At 64.0% G+C, this 20590-nt stretch carries 14 protein-coding genes and 3 pseudogenes; 14 read left to right on the top strand and 3 right to left on the bottom strand.

Features of this window, described 5'->3' with window-relative positions:
- Positions 1–11: 11 nt before the first annotated feature.
- The gene (locus tag IEX89_RS06800) at positions 12–266 is read left to right on the top strand and encodes a hypothetical protein (protein ID WP_210317589.1); all 255 of its coding nucleotides are present in this window, start codon (positions 12–14) and stop codon (positions 264–266) included.
- Positions 267–471: 205 nt separating this feature from the next.
- On the opposite strand, the gene IEX89_RS06795 is transcribed toward IEX89_RS06800, so the two are convergent.
- Positions 472–855: a rhodanese-like domain-containing protein gene (locus IEX89_RS06795; protein WP_188911050.1), complete on the bottom strand. Its 384-nt coding sequence runs from the start codon at positions 853–855 to the stop codon at positions 472–474.
- Here IEX89_RS06795 and IEX89_RS24385 point away from each other — a divergent pair.
- Both IEX89_RS24385 and IEX89_RS06785 read left to right on the top strand, forming a co-directional pair.
- Positions 833–1234, top strand: coding sequence for a YgaP family membrane protein (locus tag IEX89_RS24385; protein ID WP_244645140.1), 402 nt, complete (start codon positions 833–835; stop codon positions 1232–1234). The two genes, IEX89_RS06795 and IEX89_RS24385, sit on opposite strands and share 23 nt — an antisense overlap.
- A gap of 416 nt (positions 1235–1650) precedes the next feature.
- Positions 1651–2208 carry a GNAT family N-acetyltransferase gene (locus IEX89_RS06785; RefSeq protein ID WP_188911048.1) on the top strand — a complete coding sequence of 186 codons (558 nt, stop codon included), beginning with the start codon at positions 1651–1653 and terminating at the stop codon, positions 2206–2208.
- Here the strand turns inward: IEX89_RS06785 and IEX89_RS06780 are convergent.
- Entirely contained in the window at positions 2196–2672 is a 477-nt protein-coding gene (locus tag IEX89_RS06780) for a GFA family protein (protein ID WP_188911046.1), read from the bottom strand. The two genes, IEX89_RS06785 and IEX89_RS06780, sit on opposite strands and share 13 nt — an antisense overlap.
- Before the next feature lie 1316 nt (positions 2673–3988).
- Between IEX89_RS06780 and IEX89_RS06775 the strand changes: the two genes are divergently transcribed.
- The 4 genes and pseudogenes from IEX89_RS06775 to IEX89_RS06760 all read left to right on the top strand — a co-directional run bounded on the left by IEX89_RS06775 (position 3989) and on the right by IEX89_RS06760 (position 10677).
- Complete coding sequence (locus IEX89_RS06775) at positions 3989–5389, top strand: hypothetical protein (RefSeq protein ID WP_188911044.1); 1401 nt, start codon at positions 3989–3991, stop codon at positions 5387–5389.
- A gap of 240 nt (positions 5390–5629) precedes the next feature.
- Positions 5630–7288, top strand: a pseudogene (locus tag IEX89_RS06770) (methyl-accepting chemotaxis protein); the annotation flags it as partial.
- Positions 7289–7330: 42 nt separating this feature from the next.
- The gene (locus tag IEX89_RS06765) at positions 7331–10195 is read left to right on the top strand and encodes a bifunctional diguanylate cyclase/phosphodiesterase (protein ID WP_188911041.1); all 2865 of its coding nucleotides are present in this window, start codon (positions 7331–7333) and stop codon (positions 10193–10195) included.
- 50 nt (positions 10196–10245) lie between these two features.
- On the top strand, positions 10246–10677 hold the full coding sequence (locus IEX89_RS06760; RefSeq protein ID WP_188911038.1) for a Ros/MucR family transcriptional regulator: 432 nt from the start codon (positions 10246–10248) through the stop codon (positions 10675–10677).
- 22 nt (positions 10678–10699) lie between these two features.
- Here IEX89_RS06760 and IEX89_RS06755 read toward each other — a convergent pair whose 3' ends face one another.
- Positions 10700–11362, bottom strand: coding sequence for a thermonuclease family protein (locus IEX89_RS06755; RefSeq protein WP_188911036.1), 663 nt, complete (start codon positions 11360–11362; stop codon positions 10700–10702).
- A gap of 538 nt (positions 11363–11900) precedes the next feature.
- On the opposite strand from IEX89_RS06755, the gene IEX89_RS06750 reads away from it, so the two are divergent.
- The 7 genes and pseudogenes from IEX89_RS06750 to istA (IEX89_RS06720) form a co-directional block, all read left to right on the top strand.
- Positions 11901–12320 carry a hypothetical protein gene (locus IEX89_RS06750; protein WP_188911892.1) on the top strand — a complete coding sequence of 140 codons (420 nt, stop codon included), beginning with the start codon at positions 11901–11903 and terminating at the stop codon, positions 12318–12320.
- A 35-nt stretch (positions 12321–12355) separates the two neighbouring features.
- Positions 12356–13318, top strand: a pseudogene (gene istA, locus IEX89_RS06745) (IS21 family transposase); the annotation flags it as partial.
- A 353-nt stretch (positions 13319–13671) separates the two neighbouring features.
- Entirely contained in the window at positions 13672–14214 is a 543-nt protein-coding gene (locus tag IEX89_RS06740) for a GAF domain-containing protein (RefSeq protein ID WP_188911034.1), read from the top strand.
- Complete coding sequence (locus IEX89_RS06735) at positions 14211–14690, top strand: response regulator (protein ID WP_188911031.1); 480 nt, start codon at positions 14211–14213, stop codon at positions 14688–14690. The genes IEX89_RS06740 and IEX89_RS06735 overlap by 4 nt, the downstream gene beginning before the upstream one ends.
- Positions 14691–14779: 89 nt before the next feature.
- Positions 14780–16741, top strand: coding sequence for a methyl-accepting chemotaxis protein (locus IEX89_RS06730; protein WP_188911029.1), 1962 nt, complete (start codon positions 14780–14782; stop codon positions 16739–16741).
- 728 nt (positions 16742–17469) lie between these two features.
- On the top strand, positions 17470–19284 hold the full coding sequence (locus tag IEX89_RS06725; RefSeq protein ID WP_188911027.1) for a DUF262 domain-containing protein: 1815 nt from the start codon (positions 17470–17472) through the stop codon (positions 19282–19284).
- Between the two features lie 102 nt (positions 19285–19386).
- Positions 19387–20589 (top strand): annotated as a pseudogene (istA, locus tag IEX89_RS06720) (IS21 family transposase); the annotation flags it as partial.
- Position 20590 lies beyond the last annotated feature (1 nt).

The raw sequence follows: 20590 nt of genomic DNA, 5'->3' as shown, positions 1-20590 counted from the left end.
ACGCACGAGGCGTGGACATCATCGCCTACACCCGAGACGCCTCCCGCTTCATCGGCGTGCAGGTGAAGGCGCTGAGCGAGCGCACCCCGGTTCCGCTCGGGAACGGGCTGAACAAGATCATGGGCGACTTCTGGATCGTCGTGAACCGCATCGCCACCCCCAACCCCTCGGCCTACGTCTTGCTGCCGTCAGAAGTTCGCGAGCGGGCTCATCGAGGCGAGAAGGACGGGCGCATATCTTACTGGCTTCAGCCGGGCGGCTACTAGCACGACGAATTCCGCGAGGCATGGGAGCGGATCGGGCATGGAGCCATTGTCGGTCAAGCAGGTCGCGATTGACGCTCGCAGCCGCCGCGTCTTATCTACGAACATCAGAGCGGCAGTGCGGCTGCCCCCTTTCGCCGCTGTTCTGATCGAGGCCCCGCCGACCAGCGGGGCCTCTTGCGTCTCGGCATCGTGCATGAGCGGAAGTTCAGCGGACCTGCACCGTCTCGATCCCGGCGTCCGCCAATTCCTTGAAGCCGCCGACGTTGTACACCTCGCCGTAGCCCATCTCCTGAAGCGTGCGGCCACTCAGTGCGGAACGTCCGCCGGAGGCGCAATACAGGAGAACGGTCTTACCTCGCTCGAACGCTGGATCGTGGTACTGACTCTCGGGGTCGGCTCGGAATTCGAGCATTCCACGAGATACGTTCACCGCGCCCTTGATCTTTCCGGTCTCCTCGACCTCGGTCGGATCACGCACGTCTACGACCAGAACATTCTCTCCGCAAATTTTTTCAGCCGCTTCCTGCGGCGAGAGGTTCGGGACCGAACTGTTCGCGCTGGCTAGCATGTCTGCGACGCTGGTCGGCATGGTTCGCCTCCCTACCGGCTGCAAAGATATCTCTGCGGAATGTCCGCGCCATTTGGAAGAACCGGCCACATCGAACGTCCGCCGCAAGGAGAGCAAAGGCAAGCTGCGCTGTTTCCGGAGCTTGCCCTTGGTGCAAAGCAAGGCGATGATCGAGCTTGTCTCAAGGGACGACAGCATGAGCATCGAACGCACTATCCTGCTCGTCGTCGGCGTCATCGTCCTCGGTTCGGTTTTCCTCGCGGCGTTCCACAGCATGAACTGGCTTTGGGTCACCGGAGCGATGGGCGCGCACCTGATCCAAGCGTCCTTCACCGGAATGTGCCCCGTTGTCATGGCGCTGAAGCGGATGGGACTGCCCTCGCGACCCTCGTTCGGATGACCCGCCATGCATAGCCTTCTCGTTCACGTAACTTGCGGACCCGAGCACCCGACGAAAGCCGCGCTCGCGTTCTTTGTCGCTGCCACCTCTGTCGAGGCAGGTAACGAGACGCACCTGTTCCTCGCGGGCGATGCGGTTCAGCTTGTCCGCTTACCCGTCCTCGACAGCCTCGTCGGTGTCGGGACTGGTCGGCTCCGCGAGCATTTCGACAAATTCGTCGGCGGCGGTGGTCGCCTGTATCTGTCGGGGCCTCATGCGCCGCGCGCGGCGTCGATGATGAGGCCCTTCAGGCGATACAGCACGAGAAGGCGAACCCGTCCGTGCTCGTGCGGCTCGTCATGGAATGTGATCGCAACCTCTTCTACTGACGCATCTTCTAACCGAGGAGGCCGCCACTTCCGAAGTGGAGGAGCACCATGGAGAACAGCGTGACGATCACCGCAGCGCGATCCCCCGACGACTTCCTCAACGTGCGAGACCTCTGCGATGGATTTCTCTCGTGGCTCCGCGAGCGTTACGCCACCGAGACGTGGCTGATCGACGCCTACTACGCGCCCGATAAGTGGGCCGCGACTTTGGACAGCCTTCCCGAGGTCCACGCGCCACCACGTGGAGAAATCCTGCTTGCGAGACTTGGGGGCCGGACCATCGGCTGCGTCATGATGCGTCCCCTCGATGGTCGCGCATGCGAGATGAAGCGCCTCTTCGTCCGCAGCGATGCAAGAGGTTCGGGCGCGGGGAGGTTGCTCTGCGAGCAGCTCCTTCGACTTAGCTTCGAGCGAGGATACGAGGTGATGCGCCTCGATACCGGCGTCTATCACGACGAGGCGATTAGGCTGTACATGGCTCTCGGCTTCAGGATGCGGGACGCGTACTACGACGTGCCGCCACGGGTGGCCGAACTCCTGCACTTCATGGAGGCGGACCTGACCTCGGCGGCGCAGACGCGCCAGCGGTCATCTCATACAGCGTGAGGGCTGCTGTAGACGCGAGGCTCGTTCGGCTCTCCCTCGACGTTCGTGGCATGCTCTTCGAAGCAGGCGATCCCCGCAGGGATGATCGTCCCCCGCTGAGCAACGCCGAGGAAGATGTGTTTCGAGTTGCCGGGCGAGCGCTCGAACCAGTTCGGATCATCGAAGGTGCCGCCATAAACGCCCACCACTTCCGTGAAGCGCTCGAACGTCAGGAACAGCTTCGTCGCGCAGGTCGAACAGAAGTGGATGTGGATGACCTTGCCGCTGCCCTCCGAGGTGTGGTCGTAGGTGGTGGGCTCACCTTTGGTGACCTCGAAAGCTCGTTTGTCAAAGATGGGCTCAACGAGGTAGGCCGAGCCGGTCGTTCGCTGGCAGAATTTGCAGTGGCAGAAGGTGACCCGCGTGGGCGCTGTCGTCACGCTGTACCGAACCTCGCCGCAGAGGCAGCCCCCGTCGTGACGCATTACTCGAACCTCCGCTTAGTGCCCGAACATCCCGACCTTTCCAGACGCGGCTTCTTCAGTCAATGCGGCTTGCAACAGCGGTGCGCACGCCGTAAGCTCTGCGGTATCGGACAGCGGACAACAAAGATTACCAAGAAAACGGCGCGTCAAGATCGCTCCTGACGCGCCTAGAAGTTTGCGACCCGTGGGGGCATGTACGAAGTCGCGCATCAAAATCGTATTACGTCAGGGCGCGACGCGCAAGGAGTGTCCTCTGCGGTATGTTGCAGCCCTAGTCTGGTGGACGACGCCGAACGAATCACATATGTAAGAAGGTGTCCCGTGGGGTGATCACGTGGGTCTTCGAGAGCCGCGACACCGCGAAATGCGGGCGCGGCTCTTCCTTTGTTGCGGAGGGCCGCCAGCGGGCGGCACGCAGAAGCGTCCTGAGCAAGGGCAGCCTCCTGCCTATGAGCGGCTTCGAGGTCGGACACGATCCTTTCCGCCCGGCTGTTTGGGAGCGCGGCGAGGACGCGCGCTGCACGCGCGAGGAGCTTGAACGTTTCGCGGTCCGCGTCGCTGACGCCTTTCGGTTCAGAAAGCCACCAACGCTCTCCCTGAACTGACGACCTCGAACTACATCGAGCATGTTCCGAACTCCGCATGTGGTGACCTCGGGCCGAGAGCGGGCGCTCCATAGGCTACTGCGGGTCCGTTGCAATCAGCAATGCCCGTACCGGGCCGTCCGAAAAGGTTCTTCACCGCCGAGTTCCGCCGCGTGCTTCAGAGTGCCCCCCCGCCACGTCCGACACGTGCCTACGCGGCGGCTGCGCCGCCGATTTCGACCCCGTTCTGTTTGGGGTTGGGGGAATGAAACATTGCCGGTTCGAGAACCAGCAGGAGCACGCTGGTGCGCGCCAGCGGCGGGCGCTCGCCGCCCGGCGAGGAGCGCAGCAGCACCGCTGACGCCGAGCGCTGAAGGCGCGAGCGCGGGAGCGGTCCCAACAGGAAGCTCACTTTCAGGTCAGGCCCACGGGGCAGATGCGCCGTTCGCGCCAGCAGGCTGGCGCAATCGCCGCACCTTCCCCGGTGACGATGGTCGAGCACTGCCCGAGCAACTCTCATGCCGTCGCCAGACCTCGGCTCCGCCTCGGCCCGTCGTCTTCAATCGAGTTGCAGGCAGTTCTCGCCATCGTCGGGCAAATAATTGTGTCCAGAAAAATATATAGACCACACACGCGGCGGACATGATTATAGGTCATTGCTCAATCAGGATTTCTTCAATGCAAGTTCGTCAAATCATTGGACCGCCGTCTTCGGGCAAAACCTATCTCCTCATGAACGAGATGGTCAACACTCCGGGCAAGTACATTTTCGCTTCGCCTCGGACCGAGCTTATCGATGAACGGGAACAAGACCTCAATCGGCTTATGGCCGGTGCAAATTGCAAGCCGCTGATCCGATCTATCCACTCGGGCAAGAAACGGCGTCACCCGGTTAGCGTTCAGATCATCGACGCTATAGCGGAATTCGAGGACCACAGCCACGTCATCCTTCAGATCACGCACGAGGGCCTGATGTCCGCCGATCTCGCGAACATCAAGGACTGGCACGTCGTGGTCGATGAAGTCCCGAACGCCGTCCTTGCGGGCAAGCTCGATGTTCCGACCACGGTCACGCTGCTCAAGGCCAGCTACGACCTTGTGCCCGTTGCCGGTGCGAATTGGTCGCGTCTCCGCGTCCGAGACGACGCTCCCGACTCCCGCTCCTTCATGCTCGATGATCTCGGCAGGGCGCTCGTCTCGCTCGACCGCCGAGCCCGATCCCCGCAGGGTGCCTACGTCGATGTTCTCGATTGGGAGGACGCGCGCCTCCGGGGGCGAAAGCTCAGTTGGTGGTCAGCATGGACCCTGCTTGACCTCCGATCCGCTGCGAGCGTCACGATTGCGGCTGCCGGGTACGAGCATAGCATCCTCGCCAAGGTGACGCAGAACCTTCATCCCAACATGCTCCAAATTACCAAGGAGCAGGTCCAAGGACGCACGCGGCAGCCGCGAAAAGTTATTATCCGCTATTTCGCTGATATGCATCGAGGTTCCAGTACATACCTCTTGCGCAAAGGCAAGCCGGGCCTCACGCGAATTTTGAAGTACATTTCGAACCGAGAGATTGGATACTGGTCTGCTAACACAGATATCATGAAGTATTTTGAAGGCCACATCTCAGGAGAGATGGTTTCGCCTAAGGCGGAGGGCACAAACAGCCTGAGCCATTACCGGTGCTGCTTCTACATCTACAGCAGCAAGGCGACGAAGAACGATGATCCTCTCATAAGCTCTCTCGGACTGAGCCGAGAGGAAATCGAGCGCGCACGAGAAATCGAGGATGTGATCCAGTTCGCCGGTCGGGGCGACCTGCGCAATCCGGATTCGACCGACGACTACCTCGTCTTCCTCTATGATCGGTTCCAAGCGGAAGCGCTCGCCGCCTACATCGAGGAGAATGGCCTCGGGCAGCCCGTCATCGAGCCCGTCGAGGAGACCGGACTTCTCGGCTATGTCCGAGCCCCGGCGGGTAGGCCGCGCGCTGTGCCGCAGGAGACGATTACTAAGGCGCAGCGGGACGAGGCGCTCAGAGAGAAGGACAAGGAGCGGAAGAAGCGGGAGCGCGAAGCGAAGCGGCAAAAGTTGAAGGCCGAGGGCACGTACCGCGGACCCGGAGCGCCTCACCGGAAATAGCTTGCTTGCCGCGAAAAAATTGCCCCATTGGTCAACCGTCGAAACCTACCGTTCGCGCCGCTCGATTAGCTTACCAACCGCTGACCTCAAAAAAATATTGCACACCATACCGCTGTTAAATGATCATTAGTTAGGCAGTCCGAGACTTCGCCTGTCGAACAAAAGCATGGCGCACCCCCCGCTCTACGCGCGTGCTCGGGAACATCAGGAGCGTGTGAGATGAAGTCCATCTCCATTAAGGCGAAGCTTATCGCAGCTTTCTCTCTGTTGATCGTGATGCTTGGAGCAGTAGGGTTGGTATCTCTGAGGGGAACGAACAACGTAGCGGCCTCCGCCGACTATATCGGTCTAATTAGTCTTCCAAGCGTGCGGCTCGCGGGCGACATGAATATCCAGACTTCCGCCTACCGGCTCGCCATGTTGCGGCACATCATGTACGATGATCCAGCCGAGAAGCGGCGGGTTGACGAACTACTTCCCCGTCTCGTAGAGGCAGCGAACAACGCTGCGCTCGGCTATGAACCGCTGATCGAGACTCCCGAGGAAGACGCTATCTTCCGTCGTTTTGAGCAGAACTGGCAAGGCTTCTTACGCGAGGCAGAAGTGGTCCTCGATCACTCTCGCCGTAATGACTTGGTAGCGGCGCGCGATCACAACAGGGAGAAGGCACTTCCGTTCGGGCGGGGTCTCGATGAAGCGCTTGCAGAACTGGTAGCCTTCAACGACAGGAACTCCGCCGCTACGGTTGCATCAGGCGCTTCCACGCAGGAGACGACGACTACGCTGGTGATCGTCGCACTCCTTGTCGCCACGGTGCTCGGCATCGCTATGGCCGCCTTCATTGTGCGTGGCGTCTCGCGAGGCATAGCTTCAGTTGTCGCGCCGATGCGTCGGTTGGCTGATGGCGATCTCGCCGTCGAAATCCCCGCTCGGGGCGAAAAGACGGAGATCGGCAGCATCGCGGACGCGGTTCAGGTGTTCAAGGACGCGCTGATCGCCAAGAAGGCCGCTGACGAAGCTGCTGCCGTCGAGAACGCCGCAAAGATGCGTCGCGCCGAGACGCTCGACCACCTAACGAAGAAGTTCGAGGCGCAGGTGGCGTCGCTGACGCAGGGCCTTACGAGCGCAGCGACCGAGATGGAGGCGACGGCTCAGTCAATGTCGAGCATCGCTGCGCAGACGAACTCGCAGTCGGTCACCGTCGCCAGCGCCGCAGAGCAGACCTCCGCGAACGTGCAGACCGTAGCAGCCGCGACCGAGGAACTCGTCGCCTCCATTCAGGAGATCACGCATCGCGTCTCCCACTCGTCCAAGGTTGCCGCGAAGGCGCAGGACGAGGCGAAGCGAACCGACGAGACCGTGCGCGCGCTGGCCGAGCGAGCGGATCGAATCGGCAACGTCGTCTCCCTAATCAACGACATCGCCGCGCAGACGAACCTGCTCGCTTTGAATGCCACCATCGAAGCGGCGCGTGCTGGCGCTGCCGGGCGCGGTTTCGCCGTCGTCGCCGCTGAGGTGAAGGAGCTTGCGGGCCAGACCAGCAAGGCCACAGGAGAGATTGCAGAGCAGATCGGGCAGGTGCAGGAGGCCACGCGCCACTTCGTCACCGCCATTCAGGAGATCAGCGCGACGATCACCGAGATGGCGTCGATCTCGACCACCGTCGCGGCTGCTATGGAGGAACAGGGCGCAGCGACAAAGGAGATAGCTCGGAACGTGCAGGAGGCGGCGCGCGGGACGGAGCAGGTCACCGAAAACATCGTGGAGGTGAAGCGCGGCGCGACGGACACCGGCTCTGCCGCCTCGCAGGTTCTCGGGGCCGCGAAGGAGCTTGCTCAGAACTCGTCGCGCCTTGGCGATGAGGTCACGTCCTTCCTGTCGGGGGTCAAGGCGGCTTGACGAACAAAAGGGCGTCCAGTGGCTTCGCTCGGGGGGGAGATCGTGAACCAGTGTGTCCGCGACCTGCGACTGCCGTGGTCCGAGGAGGACCGGCTGCTCGCTTTGAAGAAGTACGACATCCTCGACACCGAGCCGGAGGAAGCCTTCGAAAGCGCGACGCTCTTAGCGTCGCGCCTCTTCCGCGCACCGATTGCCGTTATCAATTTCATTGACAGGGACCGCCAGTGGTTCAAGGCGGAGATCGGCCTCGGCGTTCGCGAGACACCACTCGATATCTCGATCTGCGTCCACGCGCTCTTGGCACAAGACCTCTTCGTTGTGCCCGACACGACGAAGGATGACCGCTTCTGCCATAATCCCTTGGTCGTTGGCGATCCGAGGCTCCGCTTCTACGCAGGTGCGCTGCTGAAGACGGACGAGGGGCTTCCACTCGGCACGTTGTGCGTCCTCGACTACGAAGCACGCCCCAGCGGCATCTCGGGCGAAGAGGGTCGCCTCCTTCAATCGCTCGCAGAAAGCGTGATGCGCGAGCTTGAACTGCGGGTACGCAGCAGGCTCTTGCAGGCCGCGCTCGACAATGTGGAGGCCGGTCTCATCGTCATCGATGGGCATGGCCGCTCCTCGATCACCAACCGGCGAGCCGCCGTCTTGACTGGCGGCCTTCCGGCGGCGGCTGAGCTAGGCGACGCGCCGGAACCCGTGGTGCGCGACCTTGGACGTGCCCAAGGGCGGAGCCTGCAAGTCACCTCGGTGCCGCTCGGCGGCGGACAAAAGCTTCTCGTAGCGCACGACCGCACTCAGGTTGAGGTGGCGCAGGCGGCCTTCGAAAAACGTTCGAGTGAGTACACCGCTCTGGCCGACGCCCTGCCGCAAAAGGTCTGGATTGCAAGCTCTGAAGGAAAGACGATCTACTGCAATCAACGGATGATCGACTATCACGGCAAGATCGGAACCGAGCTAAAGGAGCGCTTCTCCATCTTTCATCCCGACGACCGGGAAGCGGCGTTCCGCCTGCGTCTTGACGCCGCCAAGGACGGGCGGTCGAGAGAAATGGAGGCTCGGACGAGGCGACACGACGGCGTTTACCGCTGGCATCATGTCACCTTCGCTCCGGTCCGCACGCCTTTCGGCATCGAGGAGTGGATCGGTATCGCCCTCGACGTGCACGAATCGCGAGAGGCCGAAGCGCAGATCACGGCGCAGGCTTCGCTGCTTCGCGCAACGCTTGAGAGCATGGATCAGGGCCTCATGATGGTCGATGCTGATGGAGCGATCAAAGTTCACAATCCTCGCCTGCTCGAACTGCTGGACCTTCCGCACGACTTGATCCGCCCCGGCGTCACGTTCTCTGATGTCGTCCGCTACCAAGAGCAGGCAGGCGAGATGATCAACTATGAGGCTGATCAACCTCCTTGGATGCGCCGCAGATACGAGCTTCGCCGGGCCCCGAACATCTATGAGCGGGACAGGCCCAATGGAGCGACGATAGAGGTTCGGACGGTCCACAGAGAGGACGGGAGCGCAGTCAGAACCTACACGGACATCACCCAAAGGCGACGTGCCGAGCATAAGCTCTTCAATTTGGCATGGTACGACCAACTTACGGGCCTCGCCAATCGCGAGCTATTCCAGAGCTTGTTATCGGCTTCCTTGACGGAGACCAGCAGAACACAGCCAGTAGCGGTGCTGTTGATCGACTTGGACAACTTCAAGGACGTAAACGACACGCTCGGGCACAGCGCGGGCGACAAGCTCCTTACAGAAATCGGGAAGAGGATCGCCGCCGCCTGCCCGGCGAGCACGACACCCGCTCGACTGAGCGGCGACGAGTTCGCGGTTCTGTTGCCGGGAGTGGATGTCGCTGAAGCGGAATTTGTCGCGAAGGCGATCCTGAGAGGGCTGAAAGACGCGGTTTGCCTCGACGGGCAGAAGTTCGAGCAGCGAGCCAGCGTCGGAATAGCGGTTGCGCCGTACAATGGCTCTACGCCAGAAGACTTGATGGTCGCCGCCGACATGGCACTGTACGCAGCCAAGCGCGCTGGTCGAAATCGCTGGCTAACGTTCACTGATGATCTTCGTGTTGAGACGATCAAGAAGGTCGCGACGCTCCGGACGGCACGACTAGCTTTCTTGGAGGATCGGATAAGGCCCTTCTATCAGCCGAAAATCTGTCTTGCTACCGGGCATGTTCAAGGTTTTGAGGCGCTCCTACGTTGGCGCGATGAAAATGGGCAGCTTCGCTCTCCGGGCGAAGTAATGGCGGCATTTCAGGATACAGACCTCGCCTTCGATCTCGGCCAGCGAATGCTTCATCTTGTGGTTGATGATGCCTCCAAATGGTTGGAGGCAGAGGTTGACTTCGGATCGGTGGCAATCAATGCGTCTAACGTCGAGTTCACCCGGCATGACTACGCGTCACGGGTGGCAAGGATGCTAGAAACCTACGCTCTACCGAAGAACCATTTTGAGGTCGAGATCACGGAGAGCGTGCTTCTCGGCGCAAATTCCGAGCATGTCAAAGCGACGATCAGCACGCTTCGAGGTATGGGAATCGCCGTTGCGCTCGATGATTTCGGCACCGGTTATGCATCTTTGATGCATTTACACGACCTGCCAGTAGACTGGTTGAAAATTGACCGCAGCTTCGTTCAGAATGCTGCCATGTCCAAAAAAGCTGACGCAATCATCCGGGCAATGGTGCAGCTTGCACGGGGCGTGGACATGGGTGTCGTAGCCGAAGGCGTCGAAACACACACGCAGATGGCATACCTCTGCAAGGTTGGCTGCACGTTGGCGCAGGGATATCTCATCGCGAAGCCGATGCCTGCCGCTGATGTACCGAAATTCTGCCGCCAACAGGCTTTTTATTCGGGCAGCGGAATTGAAGCTGGCGCGCGAAGTGTTTGACGGCACCGGCATCGCTGCTATTCCTTGACGTAACGACTTGGAGGCAAACTATGTCCGAGCAAACTCATGTGACCTTGGCCGCGTCTATCGTCATCGCTTACGTCAGCAACAATCCCGTACCAGCCGCGCAGTTGCCGGAATTGCTGGGGTCGGTCCATCGTGCGCTCGTAGCCCTCAAAAAGGCCGCCGAGGAGCCGGTGCCCAGCCTTCCGCCTGTTCCGGCTGTGCCGGTGCGAAAGTCGATCACCCCGGACTACATCATCTGCCTTGAGGACGGGAAGCACTGTCGCTCGATGAAGCGGCATCTCATGACGGCGTACGGGCTGACCCCTGATCAGTACCGGGAGAAGTGGGGGCTGCCCTCCGACTATCCCATGGTCGCGCCGAACTACTCGGCCCTGCGCTCCCAGCGCGCGAAGGAGATCGGGCTCGGGCAGAAGCGCACGACGACCGCCGAAAATCGGGTGCAGGCCGCCGAGTGAGTGCGCTATCGAGTGGGCGAGGCTAGCGGTAGACGTTCACCTCGCCCCTTCGGTGATCCCAAGGCGCGACGAAGCTGCCCGCCCACAACCCACGGCGCTCGTCGCGTGCGGCAGCTTCCTCGTCCCGATAGCGCCCATCCGAGTAGCGGCGGTACTCGACCGCCCACCCCTGCCGCACCATTTCGGCGTTGATGTCGAGGCCGCCTGCTCGGCAGACCGCGACGATCCGGCCATACCGGTCCACATCCTTCCGCTCGCAGGAGACGCGCCCGGTACGCCCGATGAGGTCCGAGAGCGTCGCCGTCGCCTCTGAGCCGCAGCGGTAGCTCCGACCAGCGGCATTCCGGCACGGCTGGCCGCTCTCGGGCGCGTCGATCCCGTACAGGCGCACGCTGGTGTCGAGGCCGCACAGCCGGATGGTGTCGCCGTCGATCACGGCTGCCTTCCCGACCAGCCCGAGATGGGTGCGGTCCTCGCAGAACCAGAGCGAGGGGCTGAAGGGCGGCGACTTCGCGGAGATGAGATCGATGAAGGAGACCGCGCCGACGCCGATAAGCACGCCGACGACGGCGAAAGGGAGGACAGATCGGCCCGAGGCTCTGCCAGCAGCCCACACGCGGCTGGCGAGGCCGTTCAGACCCCGCTTGCGCTGATAGACCTTCCACTCGCTCGGGAGCTTCGCCATTCGAGACCTCCGGGCGGAGGATCGCTCGGCGGCAGCGAACACGACCTTAACAGGGCTCATGAACGAGCCGCTTCAGTCCGCCCCAATATAAACGAGAAGGAAGTCCGCTGCGCCTACGCTAAATCAATCGCCAGCGGCGGTCAGAAGCGAAGCCTAAAGTAAAACGCATCGTTCGCGTTCTCGAAGTGGTACTTCCGGCCAATTCGATCACCACTTGTATTTCTCAGTGGCTCTATGCTGTGGCGGCCCCCACATTTCTCATCAATCCATACGCGCCGTTCCCTCATTCCTTCTTCGAACGATTCGTCTCCCATGAGGGCTCTATCCAATCCGTGGCAATCAACTTCATGCGGCAGCCCTGATACGTCTCTGATGGGTTTGGCTCCCATGTCTCGGGCAACTTCTGCTGGGGTTCGCTTTTTCATGAATTTATTTATTCTAAATACATCCTGTGACGTGCTCTTCCTCGAACCGCTGCCTGTCGCTGAAATGCTCAAGATGTGTGAGACGCTACTCCTCACGACTGTCACGTCGGATAATGGCGATCACTGGCGGCCCGTTCTTCGCGGTCGAGTTCGACGTGAACCTGTCCGTCGCAGCGTTCCACGGCTGGCGCATTGCCTGCCGGAACGTTCTGGATCATCGGCGTCGCGAGAGCCGGTGGTGGCGCTCCTTCGGCCTGTGGATTTGGTTGAGCGCGGACGGTCGGCTGCGCGGGTTCGTGGCCTGCCCCGAGATCACCGAAGCTGAGTTCCTCGACGGCCTCGCGCGGCGGTGGCCGGTCAGCTTACAACTTGTGCCTCCCGGCGGGTTGCGAGATCACGTGACGGCAGTCGTTTCGCCCGGCAGGATCGCGCCTGTTGAGAGCAGCCGCTACCAGCACGTCAGGCTCGCGGTCTGGCCACGGCGGGCGCGCTCTTGTCGGGCGACACGACAAACTGCCCCCCTGCCGACCTGAGGAACTGACCCCCTGCCATCGAGCAGGAGGTCGCGATGGACGACGCATGGATGCACAGATGCCCCCAGGAGCAGATTGCACGGGGGCTGGAGATGAAGGAGCCGGACGAGGTCTCGGCGATGCTTTCGCTGAAGGCGCTCGGGTGGGGCTCGAAGCGGATCGCGGCGGAGCTGGGGTGCTCGCGCAACACGGTTCGGCGCTGGTTGAGAGCCGGCGGATGGCGGCCGCCGACATCGCCGTCGCGCTCGAAGAAGCTGGACGGGCTCGAGGACTGGATCGCCGAGCGCTTCCGGCGTCATGCCGGGAACGCCGACGTCGTGCGCCAGGAGCTGGCCGCGGAGAAGAAGGTCGTGGTGAGCCTGCGCACGGTCGAGCGGGCCGTCGCCCACCTGCGTCGTGAGCTTCGCGCCGAGGCGCGGGCGACGATTCGGTTCGAGACGCGCCCGGGTCAGCAGCTGCAGATCGACTTCGGCGAGCGGCGGGTCGAGATCGGCGGTGAGCAGCGGCGGGTGTCATTCTTCGTGGCCACGCTCGGCTACTCGCGGCGCCTCCACGTCCGCGCCTTCGACGGCGAGCGCCAGGAGAGCTGGTTCGAGGGGATGGAGAGCGCGTTCCGTGCCTTCGGCGGCGTGACCGAGGAGGTTCTCCTGGACAACGCCCGCGCCCTCGTCCTCCACCACGACCCGGCGAGCCGGGAGGTCGTCCTGAACCCGCGGCTCCATGCCTTCGCGCGGCACTGGGGCTTCCGGGTGGTCGCCTGCGCGCCGTATCGCGCCCGCACCAAGGGCAAGGACGAGCGCGGGGTCGGCTACGTCAAGAACAACGCCATCGCCGGACGTAGCTTCGAGAGCTTCGCGGCGCTCGAGGCGCATCTCGATCAATGGACGCGCGAGATCGCGGACGTGCGCGAGCACGGCACGACCGGCGAGGCGCCGATCCTGCGCTTCGCCCGCGACGAGGCCGCGGGCCTCAAGCCGTTGCCGGGCCACGGCTCGTTCCTCGCGACCCGCNTCGATGACCACCCGCGAAGCCGTCCGTCCGCTACGGCGCTATGGAGGGCGCGCGGCCGGACGGCTCCGCTCCCGTCGAGCTACACCACCATCGGGGACACGACCGGGGCATCCACACACGGCGCGGTTCAGAGAGGTGCGGCCCACTGGGTCGATCCAGGTGACGGCGCCCCTCGAGCTGATCGGTGATCGCGGCAACCGATCAGAAAGCATTGGACCGGGCCGCCGGGCACGTGCGTCGACTTTTGTGTCAATTGTCCTCGCTTTCGAGCAATGGCGCAAAGATCCCGTAAGGATCAAGAGCCATTTCGCTCCTCGCTCGGGAACGAGGAGGAAGGACGATGCGCTATTCGGTCGCCGAAAACGAGAAAGAGCGCCTGGAGCGGCTGCGAGGATTGGAAATCTTCGACGCGCCGTCCGATCCGGACATCGACGTCATTTGTCGGGACGTCGCGCGCCGCTTCGCTGTGCCGATCGCGCTCGTCTCGCTCGTCGACGCCGACCGTCAGTGGTTCTTGTCGCGCGTCGGGCTCGAAGCCGAGCAGACTTGCCGGGACGTCGCCTTTTGCAATTATACGATCCTCGCCGACGACGTCTTCGTCGTCTCCGACGCGGCCGCCGATCAGCGCTTTGCGCACAACCCGCTCGTCCTCGGTGATCCCTTCATCCGCTTCTACGCTGGCGCGCCGTTGTTCATGGGCGAGCGGATCCGCCTCGGCTCGCTCTGCTTGATCGACACGCGCCCGCGAGCCTTCGGGCCCGATGATCGAGCGGCCTTGGCCCGCGAAGCCGAGCGGGTGTCGGGTCACATCTGGGCGCATGGTGCAGCGACGGACTTCGACGCGTTCGTTTTGGACGTCGAGGATTGGGAGGCGGTGCGATGACGAACGAGGAAACGCCCGTTCTCGTCGTCGACGAGAACCGAAAGGTCACGGCGCTGCTCGAGGTGCTTCTCGACCGAATCGGGGTTCACGACCGGGTCGTCGTCCACGACGGATACGAGGCCGTGCGTGCGCTGGAAGAACGGCGCTTCGCCGCCGCTCTCGTCGACACGGCGACGGGCCCGCTCGATCCGGTGACGCTCGCCAGGGAGGGAACGGCACGGCACGGCAACGCCGCCTGTCGTCTCCTTCTCATGACGATGACGCCTGACCCCGACCGGCTGCGGCCGATGCTCGACGCGGGCTATCATTGTGCGCTGCTGAAGCCGTTCCCGCCGGCGGCGCTGCGCGCGCGTCTCGAAGGTGTGGTCCGCTTCGGCCGGCCTTTAATGAGCGCGATCCCGTTCTTGCGAAAGCCGCACACGCGCATCGAGCCGACCGTTGTTTCCACCCCACCGCAGGAAGCTTTCATGATCTGAGGGTCCGGTAGTTTACGGAGCCTTTAGGGTGTCTGAGCCTAACATTTGTGCGTCTTGCACGCGTCGATCTCTCCAGGGAACTTTGAACCATGTCGCAGATCAAGGCCGGCATCGCCGCGCGCCTCGCGCTCGGCTTCGCCTTCATGCTCGTCCTGATGGGCGGGTTGACGTTCGTATCGGTCGGTGAGGTCAACCTGCTCGACCGGAACCTCGCTCAAATCAACGAGGTCAACAGCAGGCTCCAGCGCTACGCGATCAACTTCCGCGGCAGCGTGCACGATCGGGCGATCGCGATCCGCGACGTCGTGCTCGTCGAGAATGCTTCGGATCGGCGCGCCGCCGAGCGCCTGATCGCCGATCTCGCCGCGACCTATGCCGAGAACGAGCGCGCCATGCAGGCGCTGGTCGAGGAGGTCGACGCCTCCGCGGAGGAGCGTGCGATCCTGGCCGATATCGCCACGATCCAGGCGCGGACGAACCCGCTCGTCGCCGACATCATCCGCCTGCAGAACGCGGGCGCGGTGGACGAGGCTTATGCGGTCCTCGCTGGCGAGGTGAAGGAGCTCTTCAGCGACTGGCTCGCCGCGATCAACCGGTTCATCGATTTTCAGGAGGCCGCCAACCAGCGCATCGGCGCCGAGGTGAGCGCATCTGCGGCCGGCTTCCAGACGCTCGCACTTCTTTCGCTGCTCGTCGCAGCGGGCCTGGCCGTGGCCGCGGCATGGCTCGTCGGCCGCTCGATCACGCGCCCGATCGGCGGCCTCGTCGCCGCGATGCAGGCTCTGGCCGCGGGTGACCATCGCCTCGAGATCCCGCACGCGCAACGCCGCGACGAAATCGGGGATATGGCACGCACCGTGGTCGTCTTCCGCGACAATGCCGCGGAGCGCGCGCGCCTCGAGCGCGAGGCCGATGCCGAGCGCGACCGCGAACGCCAGCGCCAGTCGCAGCTCGAAGGGCTGATCGCCCGCTTCCGGGAGATTATCGCCCGCTCGCTGGCGAGCGTGAACGACGGCACCCGCACCATGCGCGAGACCGCGGGCTCTCTCACCCAGGTGGCGGGTGCCGCGGCCGGGCAGGCCGGTGCCGCCCGCGACGCGTCGAACACGGCGGCGGCCGAGGTGCAGTCGGTGGCGAGCGCCGCCGAGGAGCTCTCCGCCTCTATCCGGGAGATCGCCGAGCAGGCCTCTCGCGCCTCGACCATCGTGCGTAAGGCGAACGACACGGCCCAGCGCACGAATGGCAAGGTCGAGAGCCTGTCCGAGGCGGCGGAGCGGATCGGCGCCGTCGTCGACATGATCCGCACCATCGCTGAGCAGACGAACCTGCTTGCGCTCAACGCGACCATCGAGGCCGCGCGCGCGGGCGAGGCCGGCAAGGGCTTCGCGGTCGTCGCCGCGGAGGTGAAGCAGCTCGCCGACCAGACGGCCAAGGCGACCGACCAGATCGCCGAGCAGATCACTGCCGTGCAGGGCTCGACCCGCGAGAGCGTCGAAGCGATCCGGGAGATCGGCGGCGCCGTCCACGAGATCGACAGCTTCATGCAGGCCATCGCAAGCGCGGTCGAGGAGCAGGATTCGGCGACGAAGGAGATCTCGCACTCGATCTCCATCGCCTCGCGCGGCTCGACCGACGCGACGCAGAACGTCGAGACCGTCACCGCGGCGATCGACGAGACGTCGGGTCAGGCCCGCAGCGTCCTCGGCGTGTCGACCACGCTGACCAAGGTCGCCGAGGAACTTTCCTCGGCGGTCGAGAGCTTCCTCGAGGGCGTGTCCGCCGACGTCCGCGATCGTCGCGACTCGATGCGGGTCAAGACCCGCACCGCGGTGGTCGTGCTCGCCAATGGCCGTCGGGTCACGACGACGATGCTCGACGTCAGCGAGACTGGCGCCCGTATCGCCGCGTTCGACGGCATTCGCGAAGGTGAGACGGTGAGCCTCGAATTGGAGACAGGCGCGGTCCGTGCCTCGATTGTCCGCAGCGCCGGCGGCGAGCTCGGGCTGCGCTTCGCCGAGCGGCTCGTGGCGCCCGAACGGCTTGCGGCATGACATCGACGCGCACTGACGGCTTTGCATCTCGGTGGAGCGACGCTGCCTGTGCTGTTTCGTGGATATCGCAAAAGTCGGCGATCTGAGCCTCGATCTCTCGACGTGCGGCGGCGGACTGCGTTTCGCCCGGCGCTTGCCCGTTTGCTGCGCATCGCCGAGGCGCAGACGCGATCGACCGAAAACGAGTAAAGCCCGATCGACTGATCCTGAGGGAAAAAGTCAATCGGGCTTTTATTTCCGCCCGTGACGGGCGATCTTCGAGCCGCTTCGCCTCGCTTTCGAGGAACGGACCCGACAGGTGACCGAAGTGGTTGAGTCGGTCTGTCCGCCCGCGATGGGGCGACATGAGGTAGCTTTTCTCAATCGGACAAGCGTGGACGTCGGCGAGGCGCGACCGCGGAACGGCGGCGCAACACTGCGCGGATGCTCGAGACGCTCTTCAAGATCGCGCCCACGCGTATCGTCGCGCTACGACCCCATCGGAAACGCCGCCAGCGAACCGAGGCACCGCCCAGGGCGGCTGACGAAGCGCAGCCTCGCAGACCTTTGCCGAGAAGCAGCCGCGATCCATCGCCGCAGGAATTGGCAACCACCCTTGGGCGAGCGTGTCGAGGTGGTGCCCACGAACGAGCGATGGTGCTTGACGACCTGCCGATTTGCCGCAAACGGGATGTGAATAGGGGCGTTGCGCTCATGCGGCGCGCCTTGGCGTTTTTTGCGGAGCCCGTATGTCGTACCAGTCCTCCACCGTCGCGCGCGTCGTCGATCAAGTCAATCGAACGTATTTCCTTCCGGCGATCCAGCGCCCCTACGTGTGGCAGCCGGACCAGATCGTGGCGCTTTTCGATTCGCTTCTCAAGGGCTTCCCGATTTCCTCCTTCCTGTTCTGGGACATCGATCCGCAGCGGCGCAGCGACTGGGAGATCTACCGCTTCGTCGAGCACTACCGCGTCGGCGAGACCGAAAACACACCTGTCGAGCCTGACGGGCGCGAGGTCGTGCTCGTCCTCGATGGGCAGCAGCGGTTGACGTCGCTCCTCCTCGGCTTGAGGGGCACGTTGTCCGTTCGGCCGAAATACAAGCGCCGCCACGATCCCGACTCCTGGAGCCGTCAGCGTCTCTACATCGACCTTCTCCAGGATCCCGACGCGGAGGACGAGGAGGAGGACGGCGGCGAGCGGGGCGTCACCTACGGTCTTCGCTTCGCAGAGGTCGAACCGCCGAGCGGTGGCGGTCGGCTCTGGATGAAGGTCGGGCGCATTCTCGATTGCGTGGGCGACGACGCCTACGATCGGCTGCGCGAGGAGATCCTCGATCGCCTGCCGCAGACCGCGACACGCGCCGACGAGCGTCTCGTTGGACGAACTTTCGATCGGCTCTACCGCGCGATCTGGAAGGACGAGGTCGTCGCCTATTACACCGAAAAACATCAGTCCTACGATCGCGTCGTCGAGATCTTCATTCGTGCCAATGACGGCGGTCTCAAGCTCGCCAAGTCCGACCTCTTGATGTCAATGATTACGGCGAAATGGGGCGGCGCGAGCGCACGCCAGGAGATCTTCGAGCTCGTCGAGCACCTCAATCGCGGTCTTTCCGCAAAGAACGACATCGACAAGGATTTCGTGCTGAAGTCTTGCCTGGTTCTGTGCGACCTCGACCAGCGCTACCGCGCCGGTAATTTCAACGCCGCCAACCTTGCGCGGATCGAAAAGGATTGGACGCGCATCAAGGTGAGCCTCGAGGCGACGTTGCGCCTCGTCAACTGCTTCGGCATCGACGCGCACACGCTCACATCGGTCAACGCTCTCCTGCCCATCGCCTATTGGCTTCACAAGGCCGATGCCGGCGGGCTCGACGGGTCCACGCCGTTCGAGACGCGCAACGCCGGAAAGATCCATCGTTGGCTCGTCGGGTCTCTTCTCAACGGGGTTTTCGGAGGCAATTCCGATTCGACGATCGGTCGTGCCCGCGCGATCCTCCAAGCCGAGCGCGGGCCAGACGCGGATTTCCCGGTGCGCCCCCTCGTGCGCGGCCTCGCCTCACGGGGACGCGTGGCCGGTTTCGACGAGGCGGCGATCGACGCGCTCCTGGACGCGACCTATGGCCGACGAACCTGCTTCTTGGCCCTGTCGCTGCTCTACGACGCGCATGCCTGGGGCGTCACGCCTCACCATGTCGATCACATCATCCCGCGCGCGCTCGCCAATCGTAAGGCGCTGATGGCGAAAAACCTCTCAGAAACCGAGATCGTGCGCATTCTCGAGGCCGTCGACCGCGTGGGCAATCTGCAGATCCTCCCCGCTCGCGAGAACCTCGAGAAGAGCGATCTGCCGTTTTCGACCTGGATCCAGACCCGCGACGAGGCCTTCCTCGAGCGTCACCTCATCCCCGCGGATTCGAACCTGTGGGACGTGCGCGCCCTGCCGGATTTCGTACGCGCGCGCGAGCGCCTTGTGCGCGCGCGGGTGCGCGCACTCGACCTCTCAGTCACGGACGCAGGCCTTGCGGTCGCCTATCCCGAGGGCTTTCGGGGAAACGCCTGAGCGGGCCGCGGAGCGAGGAAGCTCCGCGGCCCGGGTGGGAGATCGATGCTGCCTGCCCGCGGAGCCGATCGCGTCGCGGTTCGACGCACGCCGCGGCCCTGCGGCTCGAAGCGGATCGCGGCGGAGCTGGGGTGCTCGCGGAACACGGTTCGGCGCTGGTTGAGAGCCGGTGGATGGCGGCCGCCGACATCGCCGTCGCGCTCGAAGAAGCTGGACGGGCTCGAGGACTGGATCGCCGAGCGCTTCCGGCGTCACGCCGGGAACGCCGATGTCGTGCGCCAGGAGCTGGCGTCGGAGAAGAAGGTCGTGGTGAGCCTGCGCACCGTCGAGCGGGCCGTCGCCCACTTGCGTCGTGAGCTCCGCGCCGAGGCGCGGGCGACGATCCGGTTCGAGACGCGCCCGGGCCAGCAGCTGCAGATCGACTTCGGCGAGCGGCGCGTCGAGATCGGCGGCGAGCAGCGGCGGGTGTCGTTCTTCGTGGCCACGCTCGGCTACTCGCGGCGCCTCCACGTCCGCGCCTTCGACGGCGAGCGCCAGGAGAGCTGGTTCCAGGGGATGGAGAGCGCCTTCCGAACCTTCGGCGGCGTGACCGAGGAGGTCCTCCTGGACAACGCCCGCGCCCTCGTCCTCCACCACGACCCGGCGAGCCGGGAGGTCGTCCTGAACCCGCGGCTGCATGCCTTTGCCCGGCACTGGGGCTTCCGGGTGGTCGCCTGCGCGCCGTATCGCGCCCGCACCAAGGGCAAGGACGAGCGCGGGGTCGGCTACGTCAAGAACAACGCGATCGCCGGGCGCAGCTTCGAGAGCTTTGCCGCCTTTGAAGCGCATCTCGATGAGTGGACGCGCGAGATCGCGGACGTGCGCGAGCACGGCACGACCGGCGAGGCGCCGATCGTGCGGTTCGCCCGCGACGAGGCCGCGCGCCTCGAGCCGTTGCCGGGCCACGGCTCGTTCCTCGCCACGCGGGATCTCGTCCGGCGGGTCGGCGCCGATTGCACGATCGAGGTCGACGGCTCGGCCTATTCCGTCCCATGGCGGCTGATCGGCGAGAGCGTCCGGGTGACGGTGACGGGCGCGAGCGTGCGGATCGCCTACGGCGGAAGCGAGGTCGCGAGCCATCCGCCGAGCGCGCGCCGCAAGGGGCGGATCGTCGACCCCGCGCACTTCGAGGGCGTCGCCGGCGCGGGAGGGCGGGCCGTGCGGCGCATCCGCGACGAGGAGGCCGTCGACGCCCCGGAGATCGCAGCCGCGACGCTGCTGCGCCCGCTGGCGGAATACGAGGCGCTCGTCGGAGGGACATGGTGAT

The organism is Salinarimonas ramus (assembly GCF_014645695.1).
In the GTDB taxonomy this organism is placed as follows: Bacteria; Pseudomonadota; Alphaproteobacteria; order Rhizobiales; family Beijerinckiaceae; genus Salinarimonas; species Salinarimonas ramus.
This window is presented reverse-complemented; position numbering and strand designations above follow the sequence as displayed.